The sequence below is a fragment of the Bacillus cereus group sp. MYBKT111-2 genome, from assembly GCF_051915205.1.
GTDB lineage: Bacteria > Bacillota > Bacilli > Bacillales > Bacillaceae_G > Bacillus_A > Bacillus_A paranthracis.
This window is the reverse complement of record NZ_JBQAEG010000014.1, coordinates 64,150-82,542: the sequence shown is the minus strand read 5'-3', so window position 1 is coordinate 82,542 and position 18,393 is coordinate 64,150. Positions and strand designations below refer to the sequence as shown.

Sequence of the window (18,393 nt, the reverse complement as noted above, 5' to 3'; positions counted from 1 at the left end):
GGATTATCTCTCCTTTCCTCTTTTTAGAAAAACTAAAAGTCCTAATACTATTGAAAAGGAAAGTAAAAATAAAAAAGTTAAATGAAAATAAACATTTTGTAAAAAACGAACAAATTCGATATCACTTATAGGAAGAAGAACAGCCACAAATGTAATTAGTGAACTGATTCCTATTAATACATTCCTTTTTTTCTCGTTTTTAAATGAAAATAATTGTCCAATAATATATAAACCAAAACTAATCCTAATAAATCCACCTGATAACCATTGGTAAATTGAAAAGAAATCTACATGTTCGATATACTTTCCTATCTTCAATAATCTCCATTCTTCGTAAGCAGGATACCTCTGATTAGAAGCCTCTTCAGGTCCAAAAATAGCAATAGAACCCAATAAAGGTCCAAGCGTTAAGCCTATCAATACTAAGCCGAGCATAATAAAACTCCGTGACTTGATATTCATTTTTAATTTATGTTGAATAAAAAATATTAAAGTCACTTCTAGCAGAGAACCTAAACTATAGACGGTTCCTTTGATAACGGGTGTCAATCCATTCTCAAGGATAGGGAATAATTGAGAATAATCCTTATGAGGAAAATTAAGACTCATAACGAAAAAGCCTAATGCAACAACAAATACTAATAAAAAACCTGAGAGAATAGATAAGGTTGTAAAGGTAGAAGTTGCAGCAAAAAAGCAGATAACTAAAAATAGCATTGCTAATATAGGCGCAGGACTTTGTGGGAAATAGGATGTAACGGTCCATACAATCATATCCTTTAAGGTAACTCCAATAAATAAGAGGATAAATATATATATTAAAAAACATAATCCCCTTGCAATAATTTTGCCAAAATGGTTATTTAACCATGAATACAGATGTGTATGGTCTAATTTTTTCATAATAAATTGAATAAAAAGTAACCAACCGAGAATGAATCCTCCAGATAAGAGGACAGAAATCCACGAATCCCTCTTTGAGATCGCTAATAACATAGGAATTACCATTACGTGATTCATTAAGCCAATACTCATCATAAACAAAACAAATACTTGTGAAAAATTTGCTTTATGTGATTGCATTGTTAAACCTACTATCTGATTAGGATTTAATAATTAATGAGCAAATAAAATAAAATTTATTTCTAGGTTACTCAAAGGTATTCTTTCCATTTATTAATTAATTATCCATAAAACACCTCATATTATACTCATTAGCATCAAACCATCCCCACACGGTTTGGAATATTTTTGCGATAATCTCCTAAAGGAAGCGCTTCAGGTAAATGGTGATTACAACAATAAGGAAATTTCAATATAAAAAGCCTTATTTCTCGCCAACTTAATCGAGAAATAAGGCTTTTTTGTTCACTATAAACAGAGTTCTATTATTGAATATGTAAATTACTTAGGGATGACAGGAACCCAGAGTTCATGTCTTGGTTTATGATTCGGCCCGTAATAACATTCTATACATGGTAAATTTGCAAGTTCGTACTCGGAGGTAGGGACCCACTCGGAATATAATCGTTTCCATGCATCTACTATGTTCGGAAAAACTGCCCATGTACTTGCGGGAAGAATAAGCGTCTCCATATTTGAGGGGGGGTCACCATCGTATCTTACGCCCATGAAATAGGAAAACTTTTCATCTGTGATGGCTGCTTCTTTTCCGCAAACCCCCAGAAGGCTTTCAAGCGTGCATTTTGGGTTTTCCCATGACATATCTACTAGTTCTTGCATAAATCCATCTTTTTTCGCAGTGTTCCAAAGCGTAGGGATTGTTTTAAATGCTCTGCTTGTTTTTACTGGCTTGCTTTTTCCGACAATTCTTAATTCAAAATCAAGGTTTTCAATTCTGTAGTCCATCTCGGTATCTCCTTTAATAGAAATTTGAAAGGAAATTTTGGGAAAGGCTTTTAACTGTACCCCTCTATTACGAGCATTGGAAGGGGTTACCCCATGCATTTTTTGAAAAGCACGTGAGAAAGTATCAGAAGAAATATAACCATATTTAATTGCCACATCGATGATCCGAATATCACTTTTTTGAATTTCAAATGCTGCAAGTGTTAACCGTCTTCGTCTAATATATTCTGATAGCGATACACCTGAGATTGAAGAGAACATTCTTGAAAAATGAAACTCAGAACAGTTAGCTGCTTTTGCAATCTCTTTGTAGTCTATTTCTTCATCCAGGCTATTTTCAATGTAGTTTAACGCATTGTTCATTCTTTCTAGCCAATCCATAAGTTTACTCCCTTTCAATATTTACTTTAAAACAAAATAGATAATAATTACCGACATTTCATGCCTAAAAATGTTGGTGAAAAAATACACCTTTTGATAGAATCAGGACAAACTATTTGTTTCTTTCCGATAGATTTCTATATAATGAAGCCCTAGATACATTAGTAATTTCACAAATTTGATTTACAGTCATGCCGCCTTCTTTATATAGTTTTACTGCATAATTCATCCCTGCGTGATTTTTATGATACTTCTTTAAACGCCCCTTAAACTTTCCTTCTTTCTTTGCTAACTCAATCCCTTCACGTTGACGCATACGGATAAGGTCGCGCTCTAATTGGTTCACACCAGCCATTACTGTAATTAAGAATTGGCTGTATGGATTATCCTCTGATAAATTTAGCCATGTATCCTTGAGTGATTTTAAGCTTGCCTTTTTCCTTCGTATTAAATCAATCAATTCAAATAAATCCTGCGTACTCCGAGTGATCCGAGTTAAGTCTGTAACATAAATAATGTCGCCTTCCTGTAAATCCTGCAACATTTTTTGAAGTTGCTCGCTATTCTTTGTTGCACCAGAAACTTTTTCTTCAAAAATAATATCCATCCCGATTTCGTTTAATTGCTGAAATTGCCTTGAAGGATTTTGGTTAGTCGAACTGACACGTATATAACCAATTTTCCGCATAATATCACCTCATTTTTGAGATAAGTCTTATGAGACACTCTTAACTATGATTTTATCAGTCTACTATAATTGTATCAATAGAGTACACTCTATTGATTTATAATTGAACTAATTAACTGAACAATTACAGAAATGAGATGATACTGTATGAAAGTTGCGAGAGGTAGAGAATTGCATACATCGGAACAGCGACAGGTCCTTATGCAAATTCCTGAAGACGAGTGGGTGCTAGGAACCTACTACACTTTTTCCAAACGGGATTTAGAAATTATCAATAAGCGAAGGAGAGAAGAAAACCGTTTAGGGTTCGCCGTTCAATTAGCTGTTCTTCGATATCCCGGTTGGCCATACACTCATATCAAAAACATCCCGGATTCAGTCATACATTATATATCAAAACAAATCGGTGCTAGTCCATCCTCGCTAAAGCTTTATCCTCAAAGAGACAATACACTTTGGGATCATTTGAAAGAAATTCGAATTGAATATAAACTAGTAACTTTTACTCTGAAAGAATATAGAATGACATTTAAGCACCTACATCAATTGGCTTTGGAAAATGGTGATGCCATTCATCTACTACATGAATGCATAGATTTTCTAAGAAAAAACAAAATCATACTGCCTGCTATCACTACACTTGAAAGAATAGTGTGGGAAGCAAGGGCAATGGCTGAAAAGAAGCTATTTAACACGGTTAGTCAATCCCTAACAAATGAACAAAAAGAAAAACTTGAAGATATTATTACCTTGCAGCATTCGTCAGAATCCAATAAAACGATATTGGGTTGGTTAAAAGAACCACCGGGACATCCTTCACCCGAAACCTTTTTAAAAGTAATAGAACGACTCGAATACATACGAGGAATGGAATTAGAAACGGTGCAAATTAATCATTTGCACCGCAATCGCCTGTTACAGCTGTCTCGCTTGGGTTCAAGATATGAACCTTATGCATTCCGTGATTTTCAGGAAAATAAACGATATTCAATACTAACCGTCTATTTATTACATCTTAATCAAGATTTGACGGATAAAGCTTTTGAAATTCATGACAGACAAATACTTAGTCTCTTATCAAAAGGTCGTAAGGCTCAAGAGGAAATTCAGAAACTGAACGGTAAAAAGCTGAATGAGAAAGTTATACACTTTACGAACATCGGACAAGCTTTGATCAAAGCAAAACAGGAAAAATTAGACGTTTTTGAGGTTTTAGAATCCGTTATTGAATGGAATTCTTTTGTCTCTTCGGTCGAAGAAGCCCAGGAGCTTGCACGTCCTGCTGACTATGATTATTTAGACTTACTGCAAAAACGATTTTATTCACTAAGAAAATATACGCCAACGCTATTAAGGGTGTTGGAATTTCATTCTACAAAGGCAAATGAGCCACTTTTACAAGCTGTAGAGATTATCCGAGGAATGAACGAATCCGGAAAACGAAAAGTACCTGATGACTCACCTGTGGATTTTATTTCAAAACGTTGGAAAAAGCATTTATACGAGAATGATGGTACAACAATCAATCGTCATTACTATGAAATGGCTGTTTTAACAGAACTTCGGGAGCATGTTCGGGCAGGAGATGTTTCCATTGTTGGCAGCAGACAATATAGAGATTTTGAGGAATATTTGTTTTCCGAATTTACATGGAATCAAACGAAAGAGAATACGAGATTATCAGTTAGTTTATCATTCGAAGATTATATAACGGAGAGAACCAGCAGCCTTAATGAAAGGTTAAAGTGGTTAACTGCCAATTCCAACAAGTTAGATGGAGTTTCTCTTGATAAAGGAAAGCTGTCACTTGCACGCTTAGAAAAAGATGTACCAGAAGAAGCAAAAAAGTTTAGTGCAAGCCTTTATCAGATGCTACCAAGAATAAAATTAACCGATTTACTGATGGATATTGCTTATATAACAGGATTTCATGAGCAATTTACTCATGCTTCCAATAATCGAAAACCGGATAAAGAAGAAACGATTATTATTATGGCTGCCCTTTTAGGAATGGGAATGAATATAGGTGTAAGCAAGATGGCTGAAGCAACACCCGGACTTACATATAAGCAATTAGCCAATGTATCTCAATGGCGCATGTATGAAGATGCAATGAATAAAGCCCAAGCCGTATTAGTAAATTTTCATCACAAATTACAATTGTCTTCCTATTGGGGAGACGGTACAACATCCTCATCAGACGGTATGAGAATGCAGTTAGGTGTTTCATCACTACATGCAGATGCAAACCCACATTATGGAACTGGAAAAGGAGCCACCATCTACCGTTTTACTAGTGATCAATTCTCTTCCTACTACACAAAGATTATTCATACTAATTCAAGGGATGCGATTCATGTTTTAGATGGTTTGTTGCACCATGAAACGGATTTAAACATAGAAGAGCATTATACAGACACAGCTGGTTACACAGATCAAATATTCGGACTGACTCATTTATTAGGATTTAAATTTGCCCCAAGAATAAGAGATTTAGCAGACTCAAAATTATTTACAATAGATAAAGCAAGTGAGTATCCAAAATTAGAAGCCATTTTACGTGGACAAATAAATACAAAGGTCATTAAAGAAAATTATGAGGATGTTTTGCCATTAGCTCACTCAATAAGAGAAGGAACAGTTTCAGCATCCCTTATTATGGGGAAACTAGGATCTTATTCAAGACAAAACAGCTTGGCTATAGCCTTACGTGAGATGGGTCGAATAGAAAAAACAATTTTTATTTTGAATTATATATCGGATGAATCATTAAGAAGAAAAATACAAAGGGGATTAAATAAAGGAGAAGCCATGAACGGATTAGCAAGAGCTATTTTCTTCGGAAAACAAGGTGAGCTTAGGGAACGGACTATACAACATCAATTGCAAAGAGCCAGTGCTTTAAACATAATCATCAATGCTATTAGTATTTGGAATACCTTACATCTAACTAAAGCAGTTGAATATCAAAAACAGTCTGGTAGTTTTAATGAAGAATTATTACACCATATGTCGCCTCTAGGTTGGGAACATATTAATCTACTAGGAGAATATCATTTTAATTCGGAGAAAGTGGTCTCGTTAGATTCTTTAAGACCATTAAAACTTTCTTAACGTTGTAAAAATGGGGGAATCGTCAGGAAAATAGGCTTAGCGTTGTAAATCCGCATTTTCCTGACGGGACCCCTAGTATATAGTTTTAAAATAACGAAAAGTAGATAATTTAGGACGAATTGTAATACCAAAAGAAACAAGAAAAAATTCATAGGTGGATACAGTGGATGCGCTAGAGATCTTTGTAGAAAAAGATGCGATTATTCTACAAAAATATACAGCTCATGGCGCTTGTCCTACCACAGGAGAAATACTTCAAAGAATGTAAAACTAGTAGGGGGAAGGCTAACGCTAATTCCAAACGGCGCAAAATAACAGTTAGCTGAACTAGAACCATACAGAGCGACTGTATGAGGAGAATAGGGGGAGAACTCATTGAAAACGAAATTACAATCATTTCAAAAGGATAGAAGTAAGAACATGCTATTTTCACAGGAATACTTATTACAAGAAGCGTTTCAAAAGAGGAAGAATATCATGTTAATTCTGTTAAAAGGACTACATATAAAAGGAATAATAAGAGGATATGATATTTTTTCTATTTTAATAGAATATGAGGGGAAGCAACAGCTTGTATATAAACATGCAATCTCCACGATTCGATTCTAAAGCCCACGGACGGGACTTTCGCACATTTGTAGTTACCTGATACCTTTAGAAAAATAACTAGGAGTATAACTTTTATGTTATAATTTAAGACTCAGCCAATATTTATACTATACAACGACGTCTAAAACAGTAACTGAAAAACCCATCTCTATTCTATATAGATATGGGTTTTTCTACTTCTGATTTATCATATAAAACCCAACATGAAGCGGAGAGAATGGTACTATGTATCCTAAGTTTTTTGATAAAATGGCCTTTTCAAAAGAACATAAAGATTTATTAATTCAATTATATAATAAAGAAATTACAAGGAACGAGTATAATCGTGTATTAAACAATCTATATGAGACAAAGCCTAAGGTAAAAGAAAATGAGAACCAAGATAACGTGCTGGGTTCTGCTGCAAAATTTTTTTAACAGATAAAAAATTAGTAAGATTACAGTTTACTCTTTTTTCACAAGTCTTGCCCCAATTTGAAATATGAAAGTAACACTTCTAAAATGTTAAATCTTAGAAGTGTTAGATTTTCCAGATGTGGGTCTTGCAATATTATCTTTCTTGTCCTTCTGTTTGATTCGCTTGGAATTCCATTTTTATCGCAAGACTATCTCCCTGGAACATATTCTGGTCCATTTTATTATCTTCAAATATAAACTTTATCCAGAACCAATCCATCTTACCTGCCTTTAATCCACCCGTCTCTGCCCATTTTGAAAGGAATACTTTATGAGACGCGACTTCCGGATTTTGTGATTTTAATTCTGCAAGAGTTGTTTCGTATATAGGACTTTTTGCTGGATCCCAATCCCAAAGAAATTGTACTTTAATATGTTTACCAAAATCATCTTCCTGATTATCTAGTTTCAAATCGTTCACGGTATAATCTACCTTCATTAGAACATCTTTAATATCTAACGTACCACTATTTTTTACATTAAATTTTTTTAAAATTTTATCCCCAGGTTTTAAATTATTTAAATTGAGAGAAGTGGTAGGCTGCATAGCAAGATCTAATGTCCCCGCGGCTAATGCGTTATTTGTCACAACCTGATCACTAAAATAAGCATATGTCCCCCCACCGATTAAAGATAAACCAAGAGCGGCTGAAACCACTCCCACACCTAATTTCTTTTTCCAAGACATGTTTTATTCCTCCCTATAGTATTTTTCCCTATTAAATCAAAAAACTTTCCTCATACAGGCGTAACATAAATTTGAATTTTCTTAATCAATCATAAGATACACTTATATTGAGAAAAGCACAGGAGTATTCTTTATGTAATAGGTTCCCGTGTCCGTCTACATAAGAAACTTTATTCCCACAAGTATCAAAAAATCTTATTCTTTCTAAACAAGTTAAATAGAAAGAACTACGAAGTAACAGATAAAAAAGAGACTAAAAAAATATTTCGTAGTCTCTTTTTTGATTTTACTTATTGAACCATGGCAGATACGATTACAGTAAATTCAGAGGTAGCATTCTTAGGGTTGGCAATATAAAGAGATCTTTTTGATATAACACTTGTCCGATTGCCGCGGACTTATCTTCCATTACATTAAAGCTAATAAAGTCCGGATCTCCGCCTCCTATAACCTCCCATTTCAAATATTTTGTTCCTGCAGGAAGATTCTCAGTACTAAAGTTGCCACTTGAACGATTTTTCTGTCCTGGTTGTGGCTCTTTACCTGATATTACTCTTGCAATCTCTACTGTCGCTTTTGTTTCCATTTCCATTCCCCATTTCATAATAATTGTATATTTTAGTTAGGTTACTACAGCAACCTAACTAAAATATACAATTTGTAGAAAAAAATGGGTATTGAGAAATATTGCGGCGTCTTTATTCATAAATTAAAGCATATATGTTTATTCCAACTAATGATGTAGCATTCCGAACATTATCAATGTAGAGTTCTTTATTTTGTACTACTTCAGTTCGATTTTCGTGTAAAACATCACTAAAAATAAGGTCATCTATGTCCCAGAATTTATCTTCCATTACGTCAAAAAGAATATCATCTAAATCACCGCTACCTGCTAATTCCCATTTCAAAAAACTCGTGCCTTCGGGTAAAGTTGCAGTACTAAATAACTGACCTGGATATATAGTTGCTACCAATTGCCTCTTTTTTATCTTCATGTTCATTAGCCCCTTTTCCAATAAGCATCATTTACTAAAATATATATTTTTTAGAGGTATTTAGGTATTGATAAAATCTACAGAATACTTATTATTGGTGAATGCGAAAACATAAAGATAGTCTAAAAAAATTACTTTATTAGGTTGAGATTTTTTAACCGTTTAAAAAGGTATACCTTTACAAACAGCCAAAGAACATCTATGAAACATTGAATTATCAAGTTTATAAAGGTGATGGAAATATTTTTATAAACGTTTATTTTCAATGAATACCTTTATAAACGAAAATGGTATAATTAAGGTAACAAATGTAAGGAGAATACCAAACGTGGCGAATATTTATGGATATATACGCGTAAGTACAAAAGATCAAAATGAACAACGTCAATTACATAAGATGATGGAACGTGGGGTGGAGGCTCGGCGCATTTTTGTCGATAAAGCAAGTGGGCGACATTTTGATCGTCCTCAATATCAATTATTACGAAAAATATTGAGTACAGGTGATATTGTTTACATAGATGCTTTAGATCGTATGGGCCGCAATTATGATGAGGTAATTTCAGAATGGAAGTACATAACAAGAGAATTACAAGCTGATATTGTTGTTTTAGAAAATGAAACACTGTTTGATAGTCGTAAATTTCGAGAGATGGGTGATATGGGTCGATTAATGGAAGATCAGTTTTTATCTTTACTTTCCTATGTTGCAGATCAAGAGCGTAAAAAAATCCATCAGCGACAAGCAGAAGGGATTGCAGTTGCTAAATCCCAAGGTAAGCATTTAGGGCGTCCTCCATTTACCCTTTCAGTATTAAGTCAAAAGCAACTAATTATAATTGAAGAAACTTATGAACAGTGGAAAAAAAGAGAGATAACGAGCGTTATATTTATGGAACTATTAGGACTTAAGAAAAATACTTTTTATAAAATACTAAAAGAATATGAAGAGAACAAATTACAACCTAAATAAAGCATATGGGCCGAATATTCCTTAGAGTAGGAAATTCGGCTCATTTTATGTCGAAATTTACTTAGCGTATATTTTCGTTAATTATCTTAACTAGTCGTTACGTATGACTTTACAGCATTCGATGCAAAGTTATCGGTTTTTTGTATGCAAATTTATGGATTAAGTCATACAATTACGCACTATTTTTAATGAATCGATATTTACTTGTTTCTTCAACTAAGTTCGTCCGAATCTTTTTCTACAAAATCACTAAAGTCATCTCCCCAATCACAGATGGCTGTTACAACATTCTCTAGTTGATGACCAATTTCACTAAGTTCATACTCAACCTTAGGAGGCACTACGGGGTATACACATCGAGTAATTATTTTATCGTCTTCTAATTCTCTTAATTGTCTAATCAACATACGTTGATTAACTTCAGGCAGCTTTTTTTGTATTTCACTTAATCTTAATGGCGAACGTTGTAACAAACACCATATAATTGCTATTTTCCAACGCCCTCCTATCACAGATAAAGCTAAATCTTTTCCAGTGAAAAATTCCTTGTCCTTATAATGAATAACCATAATTTTTGACCTTCCTCTCGCGAAAAAAATGTTTATAGTGACAAATTTGTCAGTATTGTAATTAAAATTATAAAGTGTAATCTTAGTGGTGTAAACAATAAAAAAAGAAAGTAGGGATTCAATTGAAAAGTAGAGCTGCTGTTGCATTTAAGCCAGGGGAGCCACTTCAAATCGTAGAAATCGATGTAGAAGAGCCAAAAGCAAAAGAGGTATTAGTAAAAATACTATATACTTCTGTCTGTCATACAGATGCTTTTACATTATCAGGTGACGACCCAGAAGGAGTATTTCCTGCTGTATTAGGCCATGAAGGTGCTGGTGTTGTCGTTTCAGTAGGTGATGAAGTTACTTCAGTAAAACCTGGGGATCATGTTATTCCACTATATACACCTGAATGTGGAGAATGTAAATTCTGTCGTTCTGGTAAAACAAACCTATGTAGTGCTGTACGAGAAACACAAGGTAAAGGTTTAATGCCTGATGGAACAACTCGCTTCTCTTATAATGGAGAGCCCCTTTATCATTACATGGGAACTAGTACATTCAGTGAATATACAGTTGTTAATGAGATTAACTTAGCGAAAATCGATGAAAACGCTCCGTTAGATAAAGTTGCTTTATTAGGATGTGGTGTGACTACAGGTATTGGTGCTGTACACAACACTGCAAAAGTTGAAGAAGGAGCTGTAACAGCTGTATTTGGTTTAGGAGCGATTGGATTAGCAGCTATTCAAGGATTGGTTCAAGCAAAAGCAAGCCGAATTATTGCAGTTGACCTGAATCCCCAAAAATGGGAACTCGCTAAAAAAATGGGAGCGACTGATTTTGTGAATCCTGCAGATTATGATCGCCCAATTCAAGAAGTTATAGTCGAAATGACAGATGGTGGCGTGGATTATAGCTTCGAATGTATTGGTAATGTTGAAGTAATGAAATCCGCTCTTGAAGCATGTCATAAAGGTTGGGGCGAAAGTATTATTATCGGAGTAGCTGGTGCTGGTAAAGAAATCCATACTCGTCCATTCCAATTAGTAACGGGCCGAGTATGGCGTGGATCAGCCTTTGGTGGAGTTAAAGGAAGATCTGAACTTCCAGAAATGGTCGAAGATTATATGCATGGTGATATTGATTTAGATTCATTTATTACTCATCATTTAGAATTTAAAGACATCAATGCGGCATTTGACTTATTACACAAAGGTGAATCCATTCGTACGATTTTAACTTACGGAGAGTGAGATAATGAGTCTTAAATGTATTGAACAACATCGTTCTTTCGAAGGAGAGCAACGTAAGTATAGCCATTATTCCGAAGTCTTGCAATGTGATATGAAATTTAGTATCTACTTACCATCAAATAAAGAAAAGAAAAAAATTCCACTTATATGGTGGTTATCTGGTTTAACTTGTACAGATGATAATTTTAGTCAAAAAAGTGGATTTCAACGTTTGGCTGAAAAACATCAAGTTGCAGTGATTATGCCAGATACTTCACCACGTGGAGAATACGTTTCTGATGTTGCAGCATGGGATCTTGGACAAGGGGCAGGTTTTTATTTAAATGCTACCCAGGATCCTTGGGCACAGCATTATAAAATGTATTCATATATAGTAGATGAATTAACATCCATTGCTTCGACTATAGTACCTAATTTTTCAGGTGAAGAAAGCATAATGGGACATTCAATGGGAGGACATGGGGCTTTAGCGATTGGTTTGAAAAATGCTAAGAGATTCAAAGCGATTTCTGCTTTTTCTCCAATCTTAACCCCTAGTCAAGTTCCATGGGGAATAAATGCTTTCACCTCTTATTTAGGTGAAGACAAAGATTCTTGGAAACAATGGGATGCTTCAGACTTAATTAAAGAAGATAATATTCCACCTATTCTTATTATGCAAGGTAGTCAAGACGAGTTTTATCCAAAACAATTGGAAGAGCATATTTTCTTAGAGAACGCTCAAAAAAATAGTCAAATGGTAACTTATAAAAAAATGGAGGGCTATGATCATAGCTACTTCTTTATTTCCACTTTCTTAAATGAGCATTTCTCTTTCCATATGAAGTATTTAAGATGATTTTTATTTACAACAATACCCACTTCCAATGTCATATGAAGTATTTAAGTTTACAGCAAAATATAGTAACAAAAGTATCCGCATGTAGAGATGTGGGTACTTTTGATTGTTATATTTTGTCATATTATATAGTTTGTAAAAACAAATAAATTGGGAGGAAGAGTTCATGTGGATTAAAAAAATGTTATTTAATTACCGTGTTAAACCATCCTTATTAAAATCTCGTTATGAGATTGAAAAGGAAAATCGACAAGTTGACTTATTTGAAAGTTCAACTGAAACGTCTAAACCGGTTTCGATAAGAGATACAAGATCATATATTCAGCCTAATACTAAAACATTAGAAGACATGATTAATTACTTAGCAGCTATTCGTGAAATCCCTTCTCTTTCCGTGGATAAGAATAAAATGCTTTGGCCATTAATATCCAAATGCTAAATTCAAAAAAATAATGGTTATAATTTTAGCTATTTCTATATCAAATATTTGAGTTGATGGGAGGTACAGTTTGTATGGAAATGAAAAAAATGTTAAACAATGACCGTATTAAACCATATTTATTAAAAGCACGTTTTGGAGTTGAAAAAGAAAGTCAACGAGTTGACCTATCAGGAAGTTTAGCTAAAACGGAACATCCCAAAAGTATTTCAGTAAGAGATGAACATCCTTATATTCAGCGAGATTTCTCTGAAACACAAATGGAATTAATCACACCAGTTACTGAGACACTAGGAGATTTATTTAATTATTTAGCAGCTATCCATGATGTTGCCTATCGTTCTATGGGAAATAACGAAATGCTTTGGCCATTAAGCATGCCACCACAGTTGCCCGAAAAAGAAGAAGATATTGTTATTGCGAAACTTAATAATCATGAAAATGTTTTATATCGTCGATATTTATCTAATTCTTATGGTCGACGAAAACAAATGATTAGTGGTATTCATTACAATTTTGAATTTAGCGATAATTTGATTCAGGCATTATTTGAATTACAATCAGAAATAAAAGATTATCATCAATTTAAAACAGAAATTTATCTGAAAGTCACAAGGAATTATTTACACTATCGATGGTTAATAACTTATTTCTTCGGTGCTTCTCCTAGTAGTGAAAAGAATTTCTTTGAAATAAATCCTTTAAATGACGCCGTAAGAAGCATTAGAAATAGTAAATATGGTTATAGTAATGAAAATGATGTTCAAGTATCCTATAGTAGTTTACAGAACTATATATCTGATCTTTCTTCGCTGGTAAGTAAAGGGGTTTTATTAGAAGAAAAAGAATTTTATGCATCTGTCCGTTTAAGGGGCGGTCCTCAAGTTTCAGATTTAAAAAATCATGGGATTCGTTATATTGAATTAAGAAACCTAGATTTAAATCCTTTTGAAACATATGGAATTAGCCATGAACAAGCAGAATTTCTACATCTTTTCCTCATCTATTTACTCTGGATTGATCAAGACGATAATAATGATGAATGGGTAAAAATCGGTGATTTTCAAAATAATTTAGTGGCTCTTGAACATCCGTTAGAACATACGCAATTTAAAACAGATGCTGAGCGTATTATTGATGAGATGGAACATTTAACAGGGCTGTTAGACATAACTGTTTCGAATACCTTATTTGTTAACTTGAGAGAAATGCTAACAGATCCAAGTAAGACTTTAGCTGGAAGACTTTATAAAGAGATTATAAAAAGTAGTCAAAGTCAGGTAGCTTCCCGTATTGCTAAAGAAAATTATAAAAAAGCATGGGATAAACCATATCAACTATCAGGATTTACTGACATGGAGTTGTCTACACAAATTTTAATGTTTGATGCTATTCAACAAGGAATACAAGTAGACGTTTTAGATCGACAAGATCAATTTTTAAAACTACAGCTAGGAAATCATGTTGAATATGTGAAAAATGGGAATATGACAAGTAAAGATAGTTATGTATCACCATTAATTATGGAAAATAAAACAGTAACAAAGAAAATTCTTCAACAGCATGGATTTCGTGTACCAATAGGTGAGGAATTTAGTGATATAGAAAAAGCTTTACGTTCCTATGATATATTTGCAGGAAAGCCTTTTGTCGTTAAACCAAAAACAACAAATTATGGTTTAGGAATATCTATCTTTAAAGAAGACGGAGCAAGTTTCGAAGACTATCAAAAAGCACTCACAATAGCATTTAAAGAGGACTCATCAGTATTAATAGAAGAATTTATTAATGGAACAGAATATCGATTTTTTGTGCTAGATGGCAAAGTTTCTGCCGTTTTATTACGAATTCCTGCCAATGTTATAGGAGACGGTTCACATACGATTGAAGAGTTAGTCGCTCAAAAGAACCTGAATTCATTAAGAGGAATGGACCATAGAACACCTTTAGAAAATATACAATTAGGTGAATTAGAGGTCCTAATGCTTAAAGCTCAAGGGTATCGAAAAGATTCTATTCCAACAAGTGATGAAATTGTTTTTCTGCGAGAAAATTCTAATGTCAGTACAGGTGGAGACTCAATTGATATGACAGATCAAATTCCCGATGATTATAAGAAAATTGCCGTAGATGCTGTGTCGGCACTTGGAGCAAATATTAGTGGTATTGATTTGATTATTGAAAATACAGAAGTTCCTGCAGCTAATAAAAATGCTTATGGAATTATTGAGGCAAACTTTAATCCATCGATGTATATGCATATATATCCGTATAAAGGCAAATCCAGACGTTTGACCATCTGTATATTACATTATTTATTCCCTGAACTACCAAAAAAATAATTTAGAAGTCTTCGAGATGTTAGAGGGATTAGTATAAAAATTGTAAATGATGTAACAAGAGGAGACATTACTTTTTAATTAATTGGGATCTCTCAGAGGTCCCAATTTAAATTATTATTTTAGAAACAGGCGTATGAGAAATGGGTTATTGGAATGCAAGTTTGAATAAGATAAAATAGGGGGAATATCAGAGGGAAATTTAGAAAGGTATTTTGACTTATTTGGTCAATCAAGAGCAAGTCAAAAAGGGATACAGACGAGATATACATGTTATCTATACTTAGGAGTAAAAACCTTAATTTAATAAGAGTTTTACATTGAATACATGTAAACAATTTGTTTGACAACGATCCTTGCAACATCGAAGTCTACAACCGTTCGTTGCCCTCAAGGTAACGGACGCGCCTTAAGGAGCTCTTAAGAGACACGGTTTATCCAAGCAAGGTTATTCGATACCTTCTCATTGCACTACCTTGAATACATTAAATACATAATTTACTTAGTTAAGATATCAAGTAGTTAACGTAGCTTATCACTCAATTCTTCTTCTTAGAATACTTTAAATATTCCTGATTTTCATAGTAGATAATACACGTACCTTGGCTGTACTCCAACGTAATAGTTGATATAAAACTTACGTTAAGCAAATTTCCACGAAATTTTCACTATTTGATTCTTTAAAAAAAGTAGTAAACTAAGTAATCGGTTCCTTAACGTACAGGAATCAGTTTAAATGTGTCTAAATTTTGTCTAAATGTACAATTTTCTTTTTTGGGTATGGTGACCCCTTATTGCTCCACCAGGTATAGAAAATCCAGAGTGGGAACCTATTAGAAAGTTTATTTATAACGACAGTACATGCAAAAAGAAAAAATCATTTAAACATTTTTTACATTATCTTCACGCGAATGGGGCAGATTCTGACTATCTTAATCCACACTATTCACAACAATATATTCAAGGAGAAGAAGAGTTTGTAACCAATTATATATATTTAGAGAATTTCTCTAATGAAATCTCAAAAATAGAAAACAAATATAACTTACAGACTATCCCACTAGACACATTAACGAGATCATGGCATCATCAGGCGCCTAAGATGATTCATAAGGGAAACTACGCTGAAGCTGACATTACAGATCCATCTTTCCCTCGGCTGCCGACATATCAGAGCTTTTATGATACGGAGGCTATAAAATTAGTTACAGATATATTTAATGAAGATTTTGAAGCGTATCATTATCTTAAAATGGATATTTCTACAATATGAATCAGTTTCAGAGTACTTAAATAATAGTCTTATTTTTAATATGGAAAACACCGTGAACACTGTTATGGTGTTTTTTTGGGTTTAACACTATATTTTTAACTTTATATAATCCATATACCTTCAAGATAAGATGTATTTGTAAAATAATGTATGATTATGACCCATTTCTACAAGTATCTCGGCTGAACCCCTCTAGGTTTTTCTGTGCATCCTTTATATATTAAAGAGCCGATTTACTCTTAGCGGGGTAAATTCTGGCTCTTTTCTTATATATATTCTCTTAGCGTGGTTTTTTTCCGAAATGCTGGCGGTACCCCTTCTATTTTATAATCTTATTAAAATAGATTATAAAGTAATGAAAAAAGAAAGCTGCAGCTCTCTTTGGTAGGAATGGTAAATTAATATAAAACTTCACCTATAGAAAATGGAAATGATTTCTTTCATGATGAAATCAAATCACAGTATGTCACTGTTATCTCGTAACATTTTGACATACAACGCTAATTGTTTAGCGAATCGCCCTTGTTAACGTCCATCAAGCCTCTCATAAACTCTTTGAATACATTACAAATGATTAATGTAATTACCGAAAAAAGATACCCAAAGGTGCCTTCCGCCGACTTGAACCACTTTAATTTTAATAATATGTATTGGACTCCCATCCAAATATTATTTTACCATGTTAAGTTATTTCACGCATTGAGAAATAGGGATCAGATCTATATTTTATTGAAATTTGTTTCTTATGTAAGAAGCGATATGATCATAACCACCATAAATAAATTTTTCGTTAATCCCCATAAAATCAAGTTCTCTAAGTATTTTTTCTTTGTTGTTAATTACAATTATTTTATTAGGCCAAACTCTTTGAAGTGTTGCAATTGGAGTATCATATGTTTCTTCAATGTAATTTAAGTATGTTTGATATATAAATAACCCTTGTTGGTTACGTCCACGTTCAAAAGTTAATATAGGTGCATATTTGAAATCAGGCATTATAAGATTAAACCACCAAATTGTCGTGGTAAAATTCAGTATATTATTTAGAAATGATTGAAGGTAAGCGGTGTATAAAAAAACGGCTGGGGAAACATCTTCTATTTGTCGATAATACCCCTTTAATTTCCGTTCGCTCTCTATAAGATTGTAAATGTAATCCCATATATGTAATTTATACGCTCCATTAGCATATGGTTCAAGAGTTGGAGGGATAGTATAATCAAAGTAGTTGCTGAAATATTCGTGATGTTCTTGTATTAAGTTGTTAAAATAATTGTAAAATGCGAAAGGATACTTTAATTCATATTTTAAGAATAAATTATATATGTCCATAAATATACCGTTTTGATCATAAGCAAATACTTCTAAAATGTTTTCATCTTCAAACTTAGCTAAAATATCTGTAATATCAACGAATTTATCTTCAAATGAGTATACAAATCCTTTGTCCTCATCAAATTGATTATTACCATCCTGTACGTTTTTAAAACTTTGACAAGCAAAATATAATGCTACTAATGGGGAACTAGTTATATCAATAAGGTTTGTCGGAATCCCATGGTGCTGTGAGAAAGCTGAAAAATGCATTCGTTCGTCGGAAGATAACTTATGCCAAACTTCTCTCTTGAATTCTTTTTTCATACTAAGGAATGGAACTTCTGTATGTGGTTCTATTTGTGCGTCAAACCCTATATTAGACGCTACATCTCTTAAACCTGAAGAAATTGTATTGTGATAATTAGTGGGTTCACCTCTAAAATAATTATTTGTAAATTCTCCATTGGAGAATAATTGGATACAACTTGATAAATCTTCTACTACAATTTCATCGGGTGTAGGAAGACCATCTAATTCACGTTTTGAATATCTCATGATAACCTCCAAAATTAAAATAATAAAAGCACCCCTTAGAGTGCCGCTA

At 33.4% G+C, this 18,393-nt stretch carries 15 protein-coding genes and 3 pseudogenes; 10 read left to right on the top strand and 8 right to left on the bottom strand.

Annotated features, from left to right (window positions below; translation table 11 throughout):
• Positions 1-3: 3 nt before the first annotated feature.
• The 3 genes from ACTFNE_RS25970 to ACTFNE_RS25960 all read right to left on the bottom strand — a co-directional run bounded on the left by ACTFNE_RS25970 (position 4) and on the right by ACTFNE_RS25960 (position 2,938).
• Positions 4-1,083, bottom strand: coding sequence for a GerAB/ArcD/ProY family transporter (locus ACTFNE_RS25970; protein WP_001190587.1), 1,080 nt, complete (start codon positions 1,081-1,083; stop codon positions 4-6).
• A gap of 321 nt (positions 1,084-1,404) precedes the next feature.
• On the bottom strand, positions 1,405-2,250 hold the full coding sequence (locus ACTFNE_RS25965) for an AraC family transcriptional regulator (RefSeq protein ID WP_000383879.1): 846 nt from the start codon (positions 2,248-2,250) through the stop codon (positions 1,405-1,407).
• A 112-nt stretch (positions 2,251-2,362) separates the two neighbouring features.
• On the bottom strand, positions 2,363-2,938 hold the full coding sequence (locus ACTFNE_RS25960; RefSeq protein WP_439998549.1) for a recombinase family protein: 576 nt from the start codon (positions 2,936-2,938) through the stop codon (positions 2,363-2,365).
• A gap of 147 nt (positions 2,939-3,085) precedes the next feature.
• On the opposite strand from ACTFNE_RS25960, the gene ACTFNE_RS25955 reads away from it, so the two are divergent.
• The 4 genes and pseudogenes from ACTFNE_RS25955 to ACTFNE_RS25940 all read left to right on the top strand — a co-directional run bounded on the left by ACTFNE_RS25955 (position 3,086) and on the right by ACTFNE_RS25940 (position 7,078).
• Positions 3,086-6,052, top strand: a complete 2,967-nt coding sequence (locus ACTFNE_RS25955; RefSeq protein ID WP_439998548.1) for a Tn3 family transposase — start codon at positions 3,086-3,088, stop codon at positions 6,050-6,052.
• Positions 6,053-6,170: 118 nt separating this feature from the next.
• Positions 6,171-6,367: pseudogene (locus tag ACTFNE_RS25950) on the top strand (AbrB family transcriptional regulator).
• Between the two features lie 60 nt (positions 6,368-6,427).
• Positions 6,428-6,661: an RNA chaperone Hfq gene (gene hfq / locus ACTFNE_RS25945; RefSeq protein ID WP_000850601.1), complete on the top strand. Its 234-nt coding sequence runs from the start codon at positions 6,428-6,430 to the stop codon at positions 6,659-6,661.
• Positions 6,662-6,886: 225 nt separating this feature from the next.
• Positions 6,887-7,078 carry a hypothetical protein gene (locus ACTFNE_RS25940; RefSeq protein ID WP_000283264.1) on the top strand — a complete coding sequence of 64 codons (192 nt, stop codon included), beginning with the start codon at positions 6,887-6,889 and terminating at the stop codon, positions 7,076-7,078.
• Between the two features lie 133 nt (positions 7,079-7,211).
• Here ACTFNE_RS25940 and ACTFNE_RS25935 read toward each other — a convergent pair whose 3' ends face one another.
• The 3 genes and pseudogenes from ACTFNE_RS25935 to ACTFNE_RS25925 form a co-directional block, all read right to left on the bottom strand.
• A complete protein-coding gene (locus ACTFNE_RS25935; protein WP_000118547.1) occupies positions 7,212-7,805 on the bottom strand; it encodes a TasA family protein in 594 nt (197 codons plus the stop codon).
• 290 nt (positions 7,806-8,095) lie between these two features.
• Positions 8,096-8,391 (bottom strand): annotated as a pseudogene (locus ACTFNE_RS25930) (DeoR family transcriptional regulator).
• A 112-nt stretch (positions 8,392-8,503) separates the two neighbouring features.
• Complete coding sequence (locus tag ACTFNE_RS25925) at positions 8,504-8,803, bottom strand: hypothetical protein (RefSeq protein WP_000694314.1); 300 nt, start codon at positions 8,801-8,803, stop codon at positions 8,504-8,506.
• 328 nt (positions 8,804-9,131) lie between these two features.
• Between ACTFNE_RS25925 and ACTFNE_RS25920 the strand changes: the two genes are divergently transcribed.
• On the top strand, positions 9,132-9,776 hold the full coding sequence (locus ACTFNE_RS25920) for a recombinase family protein (protein WP_001284330.1): 645 nt from the start codon (positions 9,132-9,134) through the stop codon (positions 9,774-9,776).
• Positions 9,777-9,988: 212 nt separating this feature from the next.
• Here the strand turns inward: ACTFNE_RS25920 and ACTFNE_RS25915 are convergent, their stop codons facing one another.
• On the bottom strand, positions 9,989-10,345 hold the full coding sequence (locus ACTFNE_RS25915; RefSeq protein WP_000234699.1) for a winged helix-turn-helix transcriptional regulator: 357 nt from the start codon (positions 10,343-10,345) through the stop codon (positions 9,989-9,991).
• A gap of 122 nt (positions 10,346-10,467) precedes the next feature.
• Between ACTFNE_RS25915 and ACTFNE_RS25910 the strand changes: the two genes are divergently transcribed.
• From ACTFNE_RS25910 to ACTFNE_RS25890, 5 genes and pseudogenes are all read left to right on the top strand, one after another.
• On the top strand, positions 10,468-11,583 hold the full coding sequence (locus tag ACTFNE_RS25910; protein ID WP_000842153.1) for an S-(hydroxymethyl)glutathione dehydrogenase/class III alcohol dehydrogenase: 1,116 nt from the start codon (positions 10,468-10,470) through the stop codon (positions 11,581-11,583).
• A gap of 4 nt (positions 11,584-11,587) precedes the next feature.
• A complete protein-coding gene (gene fghA / locus ACTFNE_RS25905) occupies positions 11,588-12,421 on the top strand; it encodes an S-formylglutathione hydrolase (RefSeq protein ID WP_000053340.1) in 834 nt (277 codons plus the stop codon).
• 166 nt (positions 12,422-12,587) lie between these two features.
• On the top strand, positions 12,588-12,860 hold the full coding sequence (locus tag ACTFNE_RS25900) for a hypothetical protein (protein WP_000264855.1): 273 nt from the start codon (positions 12,588-12,590) through the stop codon (positions 12,858-12,860).
• A gap of 74 nt (positions 12,861-12,934) precedes the next feature.
• On the top strand, positions 12,935-15,202 hold the full coding sequence (gshAB, locus tag ACTFNE_RS25895; RefSeq protein ID WP_439998545.1) for a bifunctional glutamate--cysteine ligase GshA/glutathione synthetase GshB: 2,268 nt from the start codon (positions 12,935-12,937) through the stop codon (positions 15,200-15,202).
• 787 nt (positions 15,203-15,989) lie between these two features.
• Positions 15,990-16,472, top strand: a pseudogene (locus ACTFNE_RS25890) (sulfotransferase family 2 domain-containing protein); the annotation flags it as partial.
• 726 nt (positions 16,473-17,198) lie between these two features.
• Here ACTFNE_RS25890 and ACTFNE_RS25885 read toward each other — a convergent pair.
• The gene (locus tag ACTFNE_RS25885) at positions 17,199-18,344 is read right to left on the bottom strand and encodes an FRG domain-containing protein (RefSeq protein WP_439998544.1); all 1,146 of its coding nucleotides are present in this window, start codon (positions 18,342-18,344) and stop codon (positions 17,199-17,201) included.
• Positions 18,345-18,393: the final 49 nt, after the last annotated feature.